Source organism: Sphaerisporangium sp. NPDC049457 (assembly GCF_055586705.1).
In genome coordinates this window covers 14,613-30,026 of record NZ_JBVJHR010000033.1, presented here as the reverse complement: position 1 = coordinate 30,026, position 15,414 = coordinate 14,613, and the positions used below count along the sequence as shown (strand labels likewise).

Here is a 15,414-nt window from a genome sequence, read left to right as displayed (position 1 = left end):
GGGCCAGACCGGAACCGGTGATCTGGGCGACGAGTCACGCGCAGGGCACATTCGCAGGCGGCCAGATCCTTCCAGAGTCAGCCACGACCACCGGCACCGAGGCCTGGCAGTCCTCCGCTGGAGGCGCCATCGAAAGACCCACAGATCCTTCGGGTTGCTAGACCAAGATCGAAGGAGAAAGGCGATGGCCGTGGATGACAGTGTGGACCCCGCCGGCTGGCTGGCGAAGCAGATCGAGCAGGGCGCCCCGGATCTGTTGCGATCCATGGTGAAGACCATTGCCGAGACGTTGATGTCGGTCGAGGCCGATGGCCCGTGCGGCGCCGGGTACGGACGGCGTAGCAGCGAGCGGACGGACCGGCGTATTGGCTACCGGACCCGCGAGTATGAAATACCCGCGCCGGGACCGTGGAGCTGGCCATCCCACGTTCAAACGAGTTCGTGCTTCCCGACTGGCTGCTGTAGCGCCGCTGGCGGGCCAAGCAGGCGCTGATCAGCGTGGTGGCGACGTTGTACCTGCTGTGGGAGTATCCACCCGCCGGGTCGACAAGCTGGTGGAGTAGCTGAGAATTGAGCACATTCTCAACAGCCGGGTCTCGCAGATGGGGACGGTGCTGGACGAGCAGGTGGAAGCTTTGCGCAGGCGCGCCCTGGACGCCGACCCGTACAACTTCGCCTGGCTGGACGCGCTCGCCCGGCGCTGACCTGTTCGGCGGTGAGCTGGGCGGATTTGAGGACGATGGTGAGCGGGTTGCGCAGTAGTGGGCGCGGCCCGCCGCTGCCAGCAGGCACATGGGAGGGCAGCACCGACGGCGCTGACGAGGCCGCGCGGTGTGGGCGTCGAGATCACCAGGCTGGCCCCCGGGACAGGCGACGGGCGACCAGGCTGCGCGGCAGGTGCTGCCAACCAGCGCCGCACTCGGCCGCGATGACCTCGACGCCGATGACCGCGCGCCGTCTGCCGGCGTTGACTGCGGTGGCGACCAAAACTTGCAGGGCGTGCACCTAGCCCGGAAGCGAGCGTAAGGACCATAACGACATCCGCCGGGAAGTTTAGCGTCCGAAGCTACAAAGGTAGCGCGGCACAGTAGAAAAGCATCCAAGTTCCTGAAGGAGTGAGCTCGGCGGATCTGCACTCAAAAGGAGCTTTGCCTATCTACCAGTACCGCCCATCTGTAGCCGTCCGTGACCTACGAGATAAGGAGAAAAGGGCTCGGCCGCTATGCAACGTTGATGATAGGGGCCTCGCTTCGCGATTTGTCGCGCGTGGTAAACGTGACGAGTCGGCGATCAGGATCGGTCGCCGATTTAGGAGCCACAAGATGGAACGCGACGACAATGAGCCCCGATTCCATCTCCGTCGGAGAGCCAACAACTTGACCTTTCTCGATGACGGGGTAGATGATTGCTGCTCCTCGTTCGGGTGTCGTTAGGGCATCTGTCTCGCTATCCCCGATTGACGGTTCCGACCCCGCGATCCTACGAGCGATAGGCCGGTGCCTGGATTCGCTGATAGCGCTGAAGTATGAAGGCCGAATACGCTTCCGTTCAAAGAGGCTAAACGGCCCCATTTCGAAGATCGCAGATTGCGCTTGTCCGGATCGTACGTGTTGAGGGAACAGTAGGGCCCAATCCTTGACCTGCGCGCTATCGAGCCTGCTCAACCATCGAAGGTCCGGTCCTATAGTCTCACTGTCAGCCCAATAGAGAGCCGAGAGAATTTTCACCAATTCTTTGTGATCCATATGGCCGACGAAGCTCTCGAAAGAGGTGATCTCTGAGCTGCGGAAGTGGACCTTTTTGTAGATGCTCTCGAAGAAGTGCTTGCACTTATGGAGATTATCGCTTATATGCTGTCGCTCGGCAGTGCTTGGGTAACCGCGGGGCTCGATGGGGAGGCCCGGAGATCGTCGCTCTGTGAGGACCGCGTTGTACATCTTGTTGGGAGTCGTTGGCTTGAGTCCAGTCAGATGTTGCGCTACCAGCGGCGGTATATGTTTTGGCGTTACCTGTGGCCGCCCATCTATCATGTCCGCATAGCGACGTAGCTCGGCACGAAAGTAGTCCTCATCGAGTACGATCGCTTCGAATGCCTCATAGAGTTCGGGAGTGATGTACAGGCGAACCAGATCCTGGAACCCCTTCCGATAACCGAACCACCTGCCCATCTGCATAAGGGTGTCCGCTTGTTTGGTTAACCTCCGATAGTACGAAACGGTCAACCCTTCGACGGTAAACCCTCGCGCCAACTTGTTACCGCCGATCAGGATTCGCCACACGTGGTTTCGATCGAAATCGAGAGCATCCTGTTCGATGTCTTTGTCACTATTCACCACGATCACGGGATTGCCTGTATGGCCGATCCGCGATACGGCCTCCCCTAGATGCGGGAGTAGCTCGTCGAAGGTTGCCGGCGCAGGTATTCCTTTGCCTATTGCTTGAATGACCGGAGTAATATCCGCCTCGTATAGGGCGCGGAGACGCTCGCGCGAGCTGCTTGAGAAGTAGCCTGCGCGCCTCCAGATCCGCTGAACCTTCTCAGCCTGTTCACGGTGCACATCTCGCTGCATAGCTTCGTGGATCAGCATTGTATGATGACGGAACAATGGGAAACCGCAGTGTTCCCTGTAGACCTTAACTGCGCCTGTGAGGACATAGGTGTCCATCGCGTCGAGAATCTCCGAATCGTCACCCTCTGCTATGTCCGCAGTGAGCAAGCGAACGTGAGCCTTTTCATTTGAGTTAGCAAAGGTGCGTTCGGAAGGATCCAATTCGCTGTCGAGATCATGAAAATCAGAGGCGCCCATATAGCCAGGTGTGCGACTGAGGGATATCAGGAAGTCTTTTGGAAAAATGTCTTCGGCATCGCTCGGATCGATGAAGACGTTCGCAAACGGCGTAGCGGTGTAGCCCACATACTGGGCGCGGGGTAGCATTACCAATAGCCTTGAAATAAGTCGATTTATGGCAGTGCGCTGAACCTGATCGGCCTGCCACTTCCTGGGGTTACTGGTATTCACCGAAGCTTGATCTGATTCGTCGTCCACTATCAAGGTCGGGATTTCGCCTAGGCGTGCGGTTATCTTGTTCAAGTCATCAACCAGCTTGCCGAGAACCGTTGCGTTCTTCTTGACTACCAAGAGTCTTGCATCGCTATGAAATAGGTTCTCGGGCGCGAAGAACCGCCGATTGCGCTCTCTTTTCTCGAAGTCGAGCGCAGCGATGCCCTGACGAAGACTCTTGTAATCGAAGCGGTGGGTTGTTAGGCGGTGAACATCGGGGAATCCTGCGTCAGATGGACGGGTACCGTGTCGGACGAGCTTTTCGGTGAGCCAGTCCGGGTCGTCTTGATAGTCGACTGTGTCGAGGGCTTCCTGATTGGTAGGATCGATGCCCCGAAGGATATTCTCGTAGCCAACGAGCTCTAGGTCCAGACGCCTCTGTGTCTGAGCGCGAAGGAGGTCCGTTGTGCCAGTCAGAACAATGATCAACCGATATCCCACGTCGATCGCCTTGGCGAGGACCCCTGTGAAGTTCGCCGTTTTGCCACTTTGCACGTATCCGACGACGAGGCCTTTAGCTTGATATGCATCTTGTCGAGTGGGGTCCGAAAGGCGCTCGACCACGCGGTCGGTTGCGATATCGAGGGACGCGATGGCCTCAGGAGCCCATCCACGCTTCTCGTTGAGAAACCGGCTGTAGTGATCCCAGTAGAAGGATCGTTCTCGGCGGATTGACTCGGTGTACCAGGGATCCCACTGTTCGGCGATGGTAATAGGCTCTTCCACGCCAGCGATAGGGAAGCGCTCGCGAAGAAGGGCGGCCGTCTGGACGTCGACTTTCAACCGCAGAGCAACCTCTGCCCTGCGTTCTTCAGTGTTCGCGCTGGTGCCGTTCGCCCAAGTTTCGTTATCCTTTGCGCTGTCCCATGTGGCTAGGCGAAGGTGAAGTCCCTTACTCAGTGCATCGTCGGGGTGTGCGCCGACTAGATACGCGCGGAGCGCCACATCGTTACATACAAGTGAAGAATCCTCGTTAGCGAAGGTTGCTGCAGCGTGGAGGTCGCGGGGTCCGGTGGTGTCCATGAGGGCTAGTGCGCCCAAATAGGCCTTCCGAAATGCTTCGGTCATACGAGTTTCTCCCAGTTCAGGGCTTTAAGGAGGAAGTTGGGTACAGCATCGCCGACGGGCTGGTTCGTGAGATCCACTCGGTAACGGACATCGGGAATACGTTCCAGCGCCACTCCGATCAACCGTGTCGGAGTCAGGCTGGGGAAGTCATCGTCGACTGTGAAGACTGCGGAGACATCTCTTGGACGCCAACGAGTCCGGCAGGTCGCCCTGTATGGCTCACGCCATCCCGCGTCGTATAGGCGGGCGTCAAGGGCGAAGCGGTAGCCGTCCAGATGGTGTCGAACCAGGTCTATGAGTCCGGGCAGGGTGAGGTCGTCCGACGAGCCGGCTTTGGTCAGCTGATGAGAGACCAAGCAGAGTGGTCGGTCTCCGGTTGGACGAAGCTGTGTTAGAGAACCAATCCAATGAGTGCGTCGCTCAGCGCTTGTGGTTTTTACCTCGATGTCGTGACCACGCAGTCCGAAATCATGTTCCTCGCCTTCGGTGCCGCGCCATGCAATCAAGGCCTCTTGCGGTCCCACTTCTCGGCTTAGTCCAAGGAGCAGCATGAGCTCGCCGTACAAGCCGAGTTCTTGCTCAACTGGCAGTGTGTCCGTACGTGCGAGGAGTCGTCCGAGGATGCGAAGTGTCTCGCTTAATGCCGTTTCGATGCTCAATCCTTGGAGTTGAACCCGATCAGCGACTGCGCACAGCATCGGATAGGCATCGGTGAACAGGCGTGGATCGGTGACCGCGACCTCCCAAAAACGATCGACGCCTCGCTGAACTGACCGTAGCCGTACATGCTCTAATCCGGTCTCGAGATGTGGCTGACTGGTGCCAGCCAGAGCTCGGACACCAATCTCTTGTCGGTGGGGATCAATGAAGAGGGTCAGCTGCGGTTGTCCCGGTATCCAATGTTCGAACGGAATTGTTCGCTGAACGAATTCCTCGAAGCTGTCAGCGCTGATGTGCCGACTCGAGGGTATCACGGCTGCTCGCTTTTGGCCGCTGCAGTAAGGATCTCTTGATACAGTTCGACGTTGTCCTTATCCCTGGCGCCCAGATACTCGCCACGGAATAGATCTTCCGCGACGAGGTACAATAGCGCTTTTAGCAACGGGGCGTCGTTCACGCTTCGCCGCTCGCCTCGCGTTGGCGGGCGGTACTTTTCATTTAGCCATAGTGATCGCCGGTCCCGGTCGATCTCGAAGAAGTCCTCGGTGGAGAAGCGCTTCCAACGTATGTCGATTGGCTCCGCATCCTCGTCGAATGGGACCTCTCGCTCGATGGTCTTTCGTAGCTCAGGAGCGATACCCTTCCCGAGTGGCGCCATCCTCCGTCTCTCGGTGCTACGCTTCCGCGACTCGCGGAATGTCTGCTCGGCGACATCCAAATAGTCATGAAAGGTCGAACCATCATGTGCCGCCGCTCGCTCGGCCAACTGGGTGAATTCAGGACCGACATTGACTCTCGACTTTTCCGGGTTCATGGCGAATAGCCGAATAATGTCGTCGTCGATCTCCACCTCAACTCGAGCTAGCTGTAGCCGTCGGTCCATAGAGTGGATGCCGTGCCAGCCTCCACCTGCCTGAAGCAGGCGGTCGCGTCGGTAGAAGTAGATACCCTGGCGGGTTTCTGCGCCTCCGGGTAGCTTGAACTGAGGGGAGGTTGATCTGCCTGTCCAAATGTGACATTTGAATGTCAGCCTGGAGTCACCCAGTTCCGTCGAGAGTACCTTAGGGTAGCCTGCCCTTCCGGATCGCACGTAGCCAAACGGATTGATGCTACTCACAACTATCCTTGGTCCGGGAGCATCGGCATCGATGTCCTCGACGTCGATGCCGATCGAGATCTTTCCAGCCTCGATTATCCGATGGAAGACGAGCCCCAGGTGGTTTCGTAGAAGATTAGTCGTGCGAGAGATGAAGTCCTCGACCCGTGCTTGGTGGTTGGTAGCTGGGAACCCCGTGACATCGTCCCAGCGGACCACTGTTCCAGTTTCCATCCCTGCAATCTGCCAATCCCGCTCTAACTCCTGTTTGGCGAAGTCGGCGGGGATGATGTCGCAGAGGAAACCTTCGCGCTCCTCGTTCAGGAGCCAACGTCGGCCAACAGCGGCTGTACCGAGCTTTTGCGATACTACGGTCAAGCTGCGGGCTTGGCTGAAAGAAGCCGCCTTCAAGCCTAGCCCGAACTTTCCGAGATCATTGGAACCATACGCACGTTGTCCCCCCACTGTCATCGCCGCGTCGATTGTTGACTCGGACATGCCGTGACCGTTGTCGACAACATACAAGGCCCGTAGCCGGCCTTCCACCCGGACTAGGCGTATCAGAACGTAATTCGCTCCCGCATCGACTGAATTGTCCACTAAGTCCGCGATAGCGGTTTCCAGGGAGTGGTTGCGGCCGAGCCCAGCGAGGGCGCGAGGATCGGGGGGCAGGTTGATGGAGCCGACGGTCGGGATCTGATCGTGCCAGGTGGACATTGCTAGAACTCCCGCTTTGGACTGTAGAGGTTGACGTGCCGGAACGGCAGCCCGAGCTATGTCGACTCGGCCGCTCATGCCACACGACTTCCTCAAGCACATTGTGCGATGACTCGTCGCTGATCGCCGCCGGTTCTACGGACCACGACGCGACGCGCCTGTCCACAAGCTGGCGGAATCGCGAGCGATGGCGGATGAGACCAGATGATCCACCGTGTGGGAGGTCAGGCTGACGGTTCTGATGACACGCCAGCTCGCATGTCGTGGCAGGTGTACGGGCATAGCTGGGCGAGCTACTCGGCGCAAGGGGCTTCTGACGGGCACATTGAGCTGGACGCTTCCCTAGGTCAGATGGTTGTCAGACAAGCTGGCGATGCCATAGCTAGCGGTTGCCTCTGAGGCTAAGAAGTGGGATGGGAAGGAGCTAGGGGTGACACGACTTGCCACGTACCCGGGACTCGTCAGAGTCAGAGGCGAGGACTTGGTTGGAGCGACTACGCACTGCGAGGGCGATACGGTCCGCGGCCTCGGCAGGGTCCTCGTGTTCCCACACCCGGATGACCAACCAACCAGCCTCGGAGAGCTTCGTGTCGGTATCTCGGTCTCTAGCCTGGTTCTTAGCGATCTTGTCGCTCCAGAATTCGTCGTTGCGGCGCGCTGCTCTGTAGTGGTCAGGACATCCGTGCCAATAGCAGCCGTCGGAGAACACGGCAACTCTCGCTTTGGTGAAGACCACATCCGCACGCCGGTTCAAATGTCGCACGGGGGGGACATCCACTCGGTACCTAAGCCCCAGGTGATGAATAGCTGAGCGCAGCGCTAGTTCGGGCTTGGTGTCCCTGCTTCGATTGGCTTTCATCACGGATCGTACGGCGGGTGAGCTGGCCCACGAGGCGTTCTGGACATCGGGGCTGATCACAAGCTGCTGTTCATGAGCCAGGCGCCAAGCCTGAGCTAGATTCAGCGCCCTAGACGTCTCAGACACCTCACCGAGGTACTGCTCACGGGTCCGCCCGCGATCGGACCAGCGCAGATAAGCCCGGATGCGGCGCGTTCTGGGGAGCACCTTCAACTCAACCGACGCCCGGGCGGTACGACCGGCACCGAGGTCCACCAGTCGACGATCATTTCCGCCCGCAGCCCGATCCTGCTCGGCGGTGCGCGCGGCCCGGTCTAGTCCAGCCAGACCTTTCCAGGCCTGCGGAGGCGGTGGCCCATCCTTCCACCGTCCAGAGTCCGAAGGTGTCGGAACGATCATTTCGAGCGCTCAGCCTCCTCCAGTACTGTGGCCACCGCGCTGGCGAAGATCCGTCCAAGCAAGACCGGGACCGCGTTGCCGAGCTGCCGCATCTTCTCTCCCCGCGGGCCGGCGATCGTCCAATCGTCAGGGAACGTCATGACTCGGGCCGCCTCGCGGACTGTCATATACCGATGCGTACCGTCGTCCAGGAGCATTACCGACTCGCCTCCCGGCACGCCATGGACGCCGGCCTTGACCGTCTTCGCGGGACGGTCCAGTTCGTTAGGCGTATGTCCAGGATAGATCCGCGCGTCCGGCCAGCCGATGTGGTCAGTGAACCCGCCGAGGTAGTGCTCCTTCCGATCGAGGTGCTCGACTGGTGGAAGAGGCCTCTGGCCGTCGATTCCTTGGATGGCGTCTCGTAGTGTGCGCCAGGGCAGTGGCCGATCCTCATCACTTCGCACTAGCGGTTGCTGTGGGATTCGGGCCATCACCCGCTTCCGTACCTCGTTGGGGACTTCAGGGTGCCGCTCCCAGTAGGAGCCGTCGGCCATGTCCTCATGCAGGCTGGCCTCGCAGAAACGTGGCCTCACCAAGTCCTTGAACCGCTCGCAGTCAACACCCGCATCGCGTCGGAAGGCGACGATGATTACTCGGTTTCTAATCTGTGGGACGCCGTAGTCGGCTGCGTTTACGGGGAAATGCATGACTTCGTAACGCTCGTGCGCGTCCACGCTGTCGGTATCCAGCAGTTGGCGCAGTACCTCGTCGTGATCTCGCCAAGTACCCCCATCCTTTCGTTCCTCAAAGGGCAGGGAGAGTTCCCGCTTGATGTAGTCAAAGTATGGCCGGAAGGATGGGCGTAGGAGCCCCCGCACGTTCTCGCAGATGACGGCCTTAGGCTCCATCTCCCGGATGGCGCGGAACATGTGAGGGAACCCGTTGCGATCGTCCTCATCGCCCTTGGCGATGCCCCCTAGGCTGAAGGGCTGGCAGGGCGGTCCGCCTGCCAGAAGGTCGACGCGTCCCTTTAGGTGGTCGAAGTCGACCTTGCGGACATCACCGACAATCAGGGGTGGACGCTCAGCGGGTGCCGGGATGGGTGGACGCTCGCCATCCACTTCGTAGGGGTCCGCCTTGTTGGCGATCAACGTTTCGCACGCTCGCCTATCGAACTCGTTGAACAGCAGTGGCCGGAAGCCGGCGCGCTCGACGGCCATGGCCAGCCCTCCGCCCCCGGCGAAGAGTTCGACGCTGGTCCAGTCCTTCGCAGTGGATTTAGGCTGTTCAACCATGGCCGAAGCGTACCGCGGAGTTGACGATCTTGCAGCTCTTGCTCAGGACTCCCTTGGTGCTCTTTTACCTCACCAACGTAGTAGACCCCGAGAAGTACCAGCCCCGTGCGTATGCGACCGCAGGTTCAAGAGGTGCGAAGAGTTCGTGTCACAACCGACGGGAGGCGCCAGCCGCAGTGGCGACGCTGCCGTTCTCGGCATCCTCAGCGGATGAATCCCCTGCCCCGGCCGAGTGGCTGGGGAGAGCTGGCTGCGAGAGGGTGCCCTGGTCCCTTGCCGCTCAAGTCTATTCTCGACCTGCGTTCGTCGGCGGAGACTGAGAACGGCAAGGGAGCTGTCGGCGTAGTGGTGGGCGATTAGGGTTGGGAAACGCGTATTAGCCGTAGAACGGTGTGCCGGACATCGAGCCCAGCAACCTGGCCCAGACGGATGTGGCGGCGTTTCTCGCCTTCGTCGAGGCGCTGGCCTTGAGGGGTCGCCACGATGAGAAGCGGCCGGTGGTGCGCGTCTACCAGGGCGTTGATGCCGGCCCAGACTAGGTCGCGAAGAGTTTTAGGCGGGCCCCACATCATCAGTCGCCGCTCTTGTCCGTTGGTGACGAGGCATCGGTTCGGCTTCTCCTGGACGCTTCCGGCCACCATGCTCCAGCCGTCGCCGAGTACTTGTTGGGCGATCTGCTCAGGGCTGGGGAGGCGGACAGTGACCAAGCCCGCGTAGACGCCGATCCCGCTGCGCGCGCGGGCGTACTCCTTCATAGGGACGTCTTTGAGCCACACGCGGGCGCGCTCACGAGTGAGAAAGCGTGTGAGCTGATGGCCGATATGAGGGTCGTCGAGCCACCGGTCGTAGTGCATGGAGCGTTGCTTGTCAGTGAGGCCGTCCCAGTCCAGCTCGCCAGCTTGGCGGTAAACCTCGGCCACTACCTGCCGTCGTAGGTTGTCGGGGAGTTCGCTCATGTCAGTTGGTGAAGACCTCGGGGGCGGGGAATTGGAGGCGTGCTTGATCGAGCGCGGTCTCAAGGCTAGCGGCATCTTCGATCCACTCGCGCATGAGGCTTTCCACCCGTTGGTCGCTGAACTCGAAGCTGGTTCCGCGTTCGATCAGTCGCAGGGTCTCTATCTCGTCGGCGGCCGCCTTGCCGCTGAGGTTCAAGACGGCGGCGACGCGTCGGATATCGCTGACGAAGTCGAGGACTTCAACGTGGCTCTTGCCGGGGCGCAGACGCAGCCCGCGGCCCAGCTGTTGCACGAAGATACGTCTGCTGTGGGTGACTCTGGCGAAGCACAGAATATTGACGTCAGGTACGTCCACGCCCTCGTTGAGGACGTCCACAGCGGTGATGATGGGTATGTCCCCGTTGCGAAAGCGCATCAGGCGCAGTTGTCGTTCACGCTTGTCCAGTCGGGCGTGTACGGCGTGGGCGCCTTTCCATTGCGGGACCTGGCCAAGCAGGGAGGCCATCCGTTCGGCGTGTTCGATCGTGCGGCAGAACACCACGGCTCTAGGTTGGTGCGTAGTGCGCCAGACATCGATAAGTCGGTCGCGGATCGCCTCGTCACGTTCGGGGAGGAACAGCCGGGAGTTGAGGTCTCTGATCGTGTAGCTGTGTCGGCTCGCGGCGCGGACAAAGTCCCAGTCGATGTTGTCGGCGAAGAGGCGATAGCGGACCTCGGCCAGATAGCCCAACCGCATTCCCTCCTCGATACCAAGAGTGAAGCTCGGTTCGCCGAACCTGTCACGAATGTCGAACCGGTCGCCGCGCCAGGGCGTAGCGGTAACGCCGAACTGCGCGCTGCATTGAAGGAGATTGAGCAGTTCAGCCAGTTCCCCCGCTTGCCCGACATGGTGAGCTTCATCCACCATGAGCAGGGTGGGGCGATATCCGCTCCGGGCGAAACCCAAGGCGCTGGTGACGGTCGCGCAGGTGACCCCTCGGATATCGTCGGGTTTGTGATCTCCGGTCAGGAGCTGCGTGCGTGTGGTCTTGGGCAGGTGATGCCACAGCGCCCGTTCAAGTTGTTCGACCAGATCCTTAGTGGGGGCGACGACGAGCACCTTCGCAGCGGGGTCTCGCGCGAGGTGACGGGCGATCAGCTCACCGGAGACGATCGTCTTGCCGAGGCCGGTGGCCAGGATCAACAGCGATCTTCCGGTGTTGTCGATGTCGCCGACCATGTTCTCAAAGGCCTGGATTTGATAAGGCCGCAGCGTACGCGTGGGTAGACGGGGCAGGGTGAATCGCTCGTTGTCGTACAGGTCGAGCAGTTCCTTACCCGACCACAGTTCGACGCGTATGCCAGCCCTGTCGAGTTCGCGCTGCCGTTTGCGGGTCTGTGGACCGAAGTGGGCGTTGGTGACGAGTGCCGCATAGTCAGCCCCGTAGTACGCCTTGGCTCGGATGACCTCGTCGATCGCGCCCGGTGGGACCGGTCCACAGGACTTCCATTTAGCCTGGAACACCCACCGGTGGCCGGCCCTGGTGCCGATTAGGTCGCCACCTTGGTCGTTCGGACCGTCGATGTTCAGGACGTCGGCGAATCCCAAATGCGAGGCCAGCCGCTCAAGCTGTCGGGTAAACCCGTAAGGTCCGAGTTCCCGCAGAAAGGTGGGGTCGACGAATGACAGCGCCATGGCGGATTCACTCATTCCGGGTCACGATCTCATCGAGCATGTCGATCGCCAGGCGGGTCATCGACAGCTCTTTGCGCGTCTTGTGGCCGGTCTCGGCCAGGAACTCGCCGACGGTCTCCAGCAGCCGGGCCACTTGCGCTACCTGCCGGTCGCGGGCTTGGGAGTCGCTCCAACTCGCCCAGGTCGTCGAGAAGACCGCTCCGTCCAGGAAGATGCCCGGCTCCAAGCGCACCAGGACGCCGATAGCCGCAGCATCCAAGTAGTCGGCGAACCGCCCGTCGACCGTGGCTGCCATCCAGTCCAGTCGAGGGTCGACTCGGGACGCGTCCCGTTCGGCGCGGGTCTTAGCGTCGGTTGGCAGCGACGCCCACATCTCCCCCGGCCGGGTCGCGATGATGGGCAGCGCCAGTTCACGCACCCGTCGCAGGCAGGCCTCGGCACGGTCGCGCAAGGCCGAGTCAGTGGTGCGCTGGTCGGGGAACTGACGTGTGACCTCCGCCGCCACTGCAGTGATCTTCATGTCGCTGTTGTCGAGTACCTGCAAGACTTGTGCGATCTCGATGATCGCGTAGTCGCGGGGATCTTTGCCGTACTCCCGGAAGACCTGATGGTTGCCGTTGACGTAGACCTCTAAGTTCATTCCAGCGACCGTCCTGGAGATCACTGGCACGGTCTTGCCGTATGCGTCAGTGAGGCCGACGGTGGTCTCGAACACCCGGACACGACGCCTTCCAAAGTTGGCTAGATGAACCTCACCCTCTAGGTCGTGAACTGGCCGAGCGTGTTCGCGGTAGCGCGCGTAGCGCTGTTCCTCGGTCTCCACCGGGTCCGGTTCGAGATCGGGGTCTGCGGCGGTGCCTGGAGTGAAGAGGGGGGTCGGTGTCGCTGGGGGCAGCGGGTCGAGACCGGTGCGGGTACCTAGATCGTCACCTTCTCCAGCCGGCGCCGACCCGCCTGCGGGGCCTAGAGGGAGGGGTCGAGGTTTGCGTTGCCCGCCCCCAGTCTGCTCCCGATCCTTGATCTCGTCGTGCGCGGCCGCCGCCTCGTACCATTTCTCGTCCGTCTGGAACTCCGGCAGTCCGCGGTGGAAGTTTGTCCCCCACTCACGTGCCGTTTGGTGGGTGGCGTGCCGGCCGTCGCCGGGGATCAGGCACCGCAGGCCCGGGTCGTTCTGCTGGAATGCCCTGAACAGAAGACCCAGCGGGGAGTCGTTCTCTCCATACCCGCGTTCCTTAGCCTTGTTCTTTCGCATTGGTCCCTCACCGCGCAGATGCAGCACGGCGTCTCGCCACTCGCGGGTGTCTCGCTCGAAGTCGGTCTTCTGATAGACAGGCTCGACGTGGTCAAGGTGAATCTCACCTACTAGGCGTCCCTGGCTGTAGGGGAGCTCGATCGGGTACTCGTAAAGCGTCTCGCCGGTGTCGGGATTCTCCCAGGTGAACAGTGATTTGTCGTCGATGAGCAACTTGCGGCCGTGACGCAGGAAATCGATGCCGAACTCGGAGTCGTGCAGGTATCGTTGGACTCCCAGCCATCCGTGTACCCGACGGGGCCGAAGCTCCAGCTCCTCACTGTCACATCGCACGCACCGCTCCACGTCGAACTGCCGGTGCCATTGGCCGCACCGCATGCAGGCATAGGCGTCGCTTAGCTTGTGGTTCACTACCTGGACCGCACTGATCTCCAGCCCGCGCTGGCTGACCGTGCGGGACTTAGACCAAACGCACGGCAGCCTCGGCTCGATTCGCCTGCCGTGCAGATACAGTGGGATCCCCCTGCCAGCCAACTCGGCGTCGGGAATCTCGGGTATAGGACTCTTGTCACGCAGCAGGTAGGAGTAAACCCGCCCTAGCTTCTGCCGGACCGTCGAGACAGTGGTCGGCTTCTTCAACGACTCCAGCATCTTCTCGTTGAGTTCACGTACGGTGATCTCCGTACCATGCAGGGCCGGATCGTCCTTTGGCGCGTAGCGTAGGGGGACGTGGAAGCTGGCGCGCCGCTGCATCTCCCGAAAGTCGATCTCGGTTACCACCCAGTAGCTCTCGCCAGCCCGGGTGGTTCTGATCTCAGTCCGATTGCCCAGGCGGGCGGTCGCGATGTTGAAGCCCATGCCGAACATCCCCAGGCTCCCGAACCGCCCCTTCCCGCTGTAACCCGCGCGCAGGGCCTTCTCCAGCGCGCTGCGGGTCATCCCACGCCCGTTGTCCGCCACACACACCAGGGCGTCCCGTTGGGAAGTGCCAGCTTTGGGCAGCGTGATGTGGATTGCTGGCGGATCTGATGGGTCGCGATCGGGATCGGAGATGAACTCGTCGAAGGAGTTGTCGACCAGCTCGGCCAAACACTGCCAGGGCTGGTAGGGAATCTCGCCCAGGACCTCCAGAATCCGGGGATCCGGGGTGAGGTCCAGACTCTCCGATCCTCCCTCCTCGGGGTAGTCAGTCATGGTTCCTCCGTGCTCTTGGGCTTGCCGTGGCGTGGCCGCTGCTTTACGTGCGTCTATAGTGAACACGACGGCGCCGACATTTGAGGTCAAGTCGGCAGGGATGTGATTGCTCCCTGCGGCGCCTGGACCGAGCGCCGGGGGCTGTTTCGCTGCCGCGAGCTACAGGTTGGCTCGGGACGTCCCCTGCGATGGTCGGTTGAACACTGCGCCGTGGCCGTGCTGGCCAGGAGGGCATCCGCTATGGCGCGACCCGCTATGTCGAGAAGCTCTGAATGGCGGTACGACAGCGCATGCCGAGCTGTTACGAAACGTTCGTGGCAATCTTTAGCCTTGGCTTACCTCTGATGGCGGTTCTGGAGAAGGTGATCGAGGTTTGCGGCTCGGTCCACGAGGTCTGTTAGAGACTTGCGTTCGATGGCGGCGACGGCAACGCCCTAGTCTATGGCGGCGTCGAGGTCGTCCCGGCGAGCGTGGAGATGCCCAGGTCTATGTGGGCGAGTGGGCGTTGCTGGTGCGGTCGGGGCGGGTGTGGATTGGATGGTTTCGGTGGCGTGTTATTTGGCGCGGTCGTTGTCTTCGAGCCAGGTGAAGGCGGTGGCGGTGTAAAAAAGCCATTTGGTGTGGTCGAAGACGAAGTGGTGTCGGGGTTGCTGGGGTATGGGGAGTTTGGCGAGGGTGTCGGCGCCCCTCGTCAGGGCTTCGTCGGCTTTGTGGCGGTGGCCGATGCGGGCCAGGCCGCGGGCTTCTTGCAAGGGTGAGTTGGACTATGGCGCTGGTGTGGCCGGCGATGGCTGGGCCCCATGCGGGCGGCGGTGACGACTTCTTCGTGGCAGCCTTCGATCAGTGCGAACCACGCGGACGTCTCGTAGGCCCAGGCCATGAGTTCGCCGTGGCCGATCTGGCGATCCATCTCGTAGGCGGTGCGGCGGGCGGTTTCAGCTTCTTCTCGCTCGCCGAGGTCGTAGTGGACGCAGCCGAGGAGAGCGGTGAGCCAGCCGGTGATGACCAGGAGTTCGCGGTGCTGGTCGACAGTGATGTGGCGGAGAGCAGCCGTGTGATCTGGGGTCACGCGCTCCGAGATTCGGCGAGGCTGGCACCGAAGTGCGAATTAGTGGGGCACGTGATTAGCATCCGCAGACTTGCTCTATATATTAAGGGCAGCCCGCGTCATCCTGTGCTTGTCGGTGCTAGTGTTCCGC

Annotated in this window: 9 protein-coding genes and 1 pseudogene; 1 reads left to right on the top strand and 9 read right to left on the bottom strand. The window is 61.1% G+C overall.

From position 1 onward, the window contains the following. Positions 1–184: 184 nt before the first annotated feature. Positions 185–701 (top strand): annotated as a pseudogene (locus ACZ6QO_RS36340) (transposase); the annotation flags it as partial. Between the two features lie 519 nt (positions 702–1,220). Here ACZ6QO_RS36340 and ACZ6QO_RS36335 read toward each other — a convergent pair. The 9 genes from ACZ6QO_RS36335 to ACZ6QO_RS36295 all read right to left on the bottom strand — a co-directional run bounded on the left by ACZ6QO_RS36335 (position 1,221) and on the right by ACZ6QO_RS36295 (position 15,284). Beyond that, entirely contained in the window at positions 1,221–4,130 is a 2,910-nt protein-coding gene (locus ACZ6QO_RS36335; RefSeq protein WP_465857806.1) for a Z1 domain-containing protein, read from the bottom strand. Beyond that, on the bottom strand, positions 4,127–5,104 hold the full coding sequence (locus ACZ6QO_RS36330; RefSeq protein WP_465857804.1) for a PD-(D/E)XK motif protein: 978 nt from the start codon (positions 5,102–5,104) through the stop codon (positions 4,127–4,129). Before ACZ6QO_RS36330 ends, ACZ6QO_RS36335 begins: the two co-directional genes overlap by 4 nt. Beyond that, a complete protein-coding gene (locus ACZ6QO_RS36325; RefSeq protein ID WP_465857802.1) occupies positions 5,101–6,603 on the bottom strand; it encodes an ATP-binding protein in 1,503 nt (500 codons plus the stop codon). Before ACZ6QO_RS36325 ends, ACZ6QO_RS36330 begins: the two co-directional genes overlap by 4 nt. Before the next feature lie 424 nt (positions 6,604–7,027). Further along, positions 7,028–7,462: a very short patch repair endonuclease gene (locus tag ACZ6QO_RS36320; RefSeq protein WP_465857834.1), complete on the bottom strand. Its 435-nt coding sequence runs from the start codon at positions 7,460–7,462 to the stop codon at positions 7,028–7,030. A 395-nt stretch (positions 7,463–7,857) separates the two neighbouring features. Further along, the gene (locus tag ACZ6QO_RS36315) at positions 7,858–9,138 is read right to left on the bottom strand and encodes a DNA cytosine methyltransferase (RefSeq protein WP_465857800.1); all 1,281 of its coding nucleotides are present in this window, start codon (positions 9,136–9,138) and stop codon (positions 7,858–7,860) included. 356 nt (positions 9,139–9,494) lie between these two features. Continuing rightward, on the bottom strand, positions 9,495–10,094 hold the full coding sequence (locus ACZ6QO_RS36310) for a hypothetical protein (protein WP_465857798.1): 600 nt from the start codon (positions 10,092–10,094) through the stop codon (positions 9,495–9,497). Position 10,095: 1 nt separating this feature from the next. After that, positions 10,096–11,784 carry a DEAD/DEAH box helicase family protein gene (locus ACZ6QO_RS36305; RefSeq protein ID WP_465857797.1) on the bottom strand — a complete coding sequence of 563 codons (1,689 nt, stop codon included), beginning with the start codon at positions 11,782–11,784 and terminating at the stop codon, positions 10,096–10,098. Further along, a complete protein-coding gene (locus tag ACZ6QO_RS36300; RefSeq protein ID WP_465857795.1) occupies positions 11,777–14,215 on the bottom strand; it encodes an ATP-binding protein in 2,439 nt (812 codons plus the stop codon). Before ACZ6QO_RS36300 ends, ACZ6QO_RS36305 begins: the two co-directional genes overlap by 8 nt. 691 nt (positions 14,216–14,906) lie before the next feature. After that, positions 14,907–15,284, bottom strand: coding sequence for a hypothetical protein (locus tag ACZ6QO_RS36295; protein WP_465857793.1), 378 nt, complete (start codon positions 15,282–15,284; stop codon positions 14,907–14,909). Positions 15,285–15,414 lie beyond the last annotated feature (130 nt).

Bases quoted from the DNA above. Each gene is read 5' to 3' on its own strand.
- ACZ6QO_RS36315 (WP_465857800.1), bottom strand. From the start codon at position 9,138: ATGGTTGAACAGCCTAAATCCACTGCGAAGGACTGGACCAGCGTCGAA.
- ACZ6QO_RS36300 (WP_465857795.1), bottom strand. From the start codon at position 14,215: ATGACTGACTACCCCGAGGAGGGAGGATCGGAGAGTCTGGACCTCACC.
- ACZ6QO_RS36310 (WP_465857798.1), bottom strand. From the start codon at position 10,094: ATGAGCGAACTCCCCGACAACCTACGACGGCAGGTAGTGGCCGAGGTT.
- ACZ6QO_RS36320 (WP_465857834.1), bottom strand. From the start codon at position 7,462: ATGAAAGCCAATCGAAGCAGGGACACCAAGCCCGAACTAGCGCTGCGC.
- ACZ6QO_RS36305 (WP_465857797.1), bottom strand. From the start codon at position 11,784: ATGAGTGAATCCGCCATGGCGCTGTCATTCGTCGACCCCACCTTTCTG.
- ACZ6QO_RS36335 (WP_465857806.1), bottom strand. From the start codon at position 4,130: ATGACCGAAGCATTTCGGAAGGCCTATTTGGGCGCACTAGCCCTCATG.
- ACZ6QO_RS36325 (WP_465857802.1), bottom strand. From the start codon at position 6,603: ATGTCCACCTGGCACGATCAGATCCCGACCGTCGGCTCCATCAACCTG.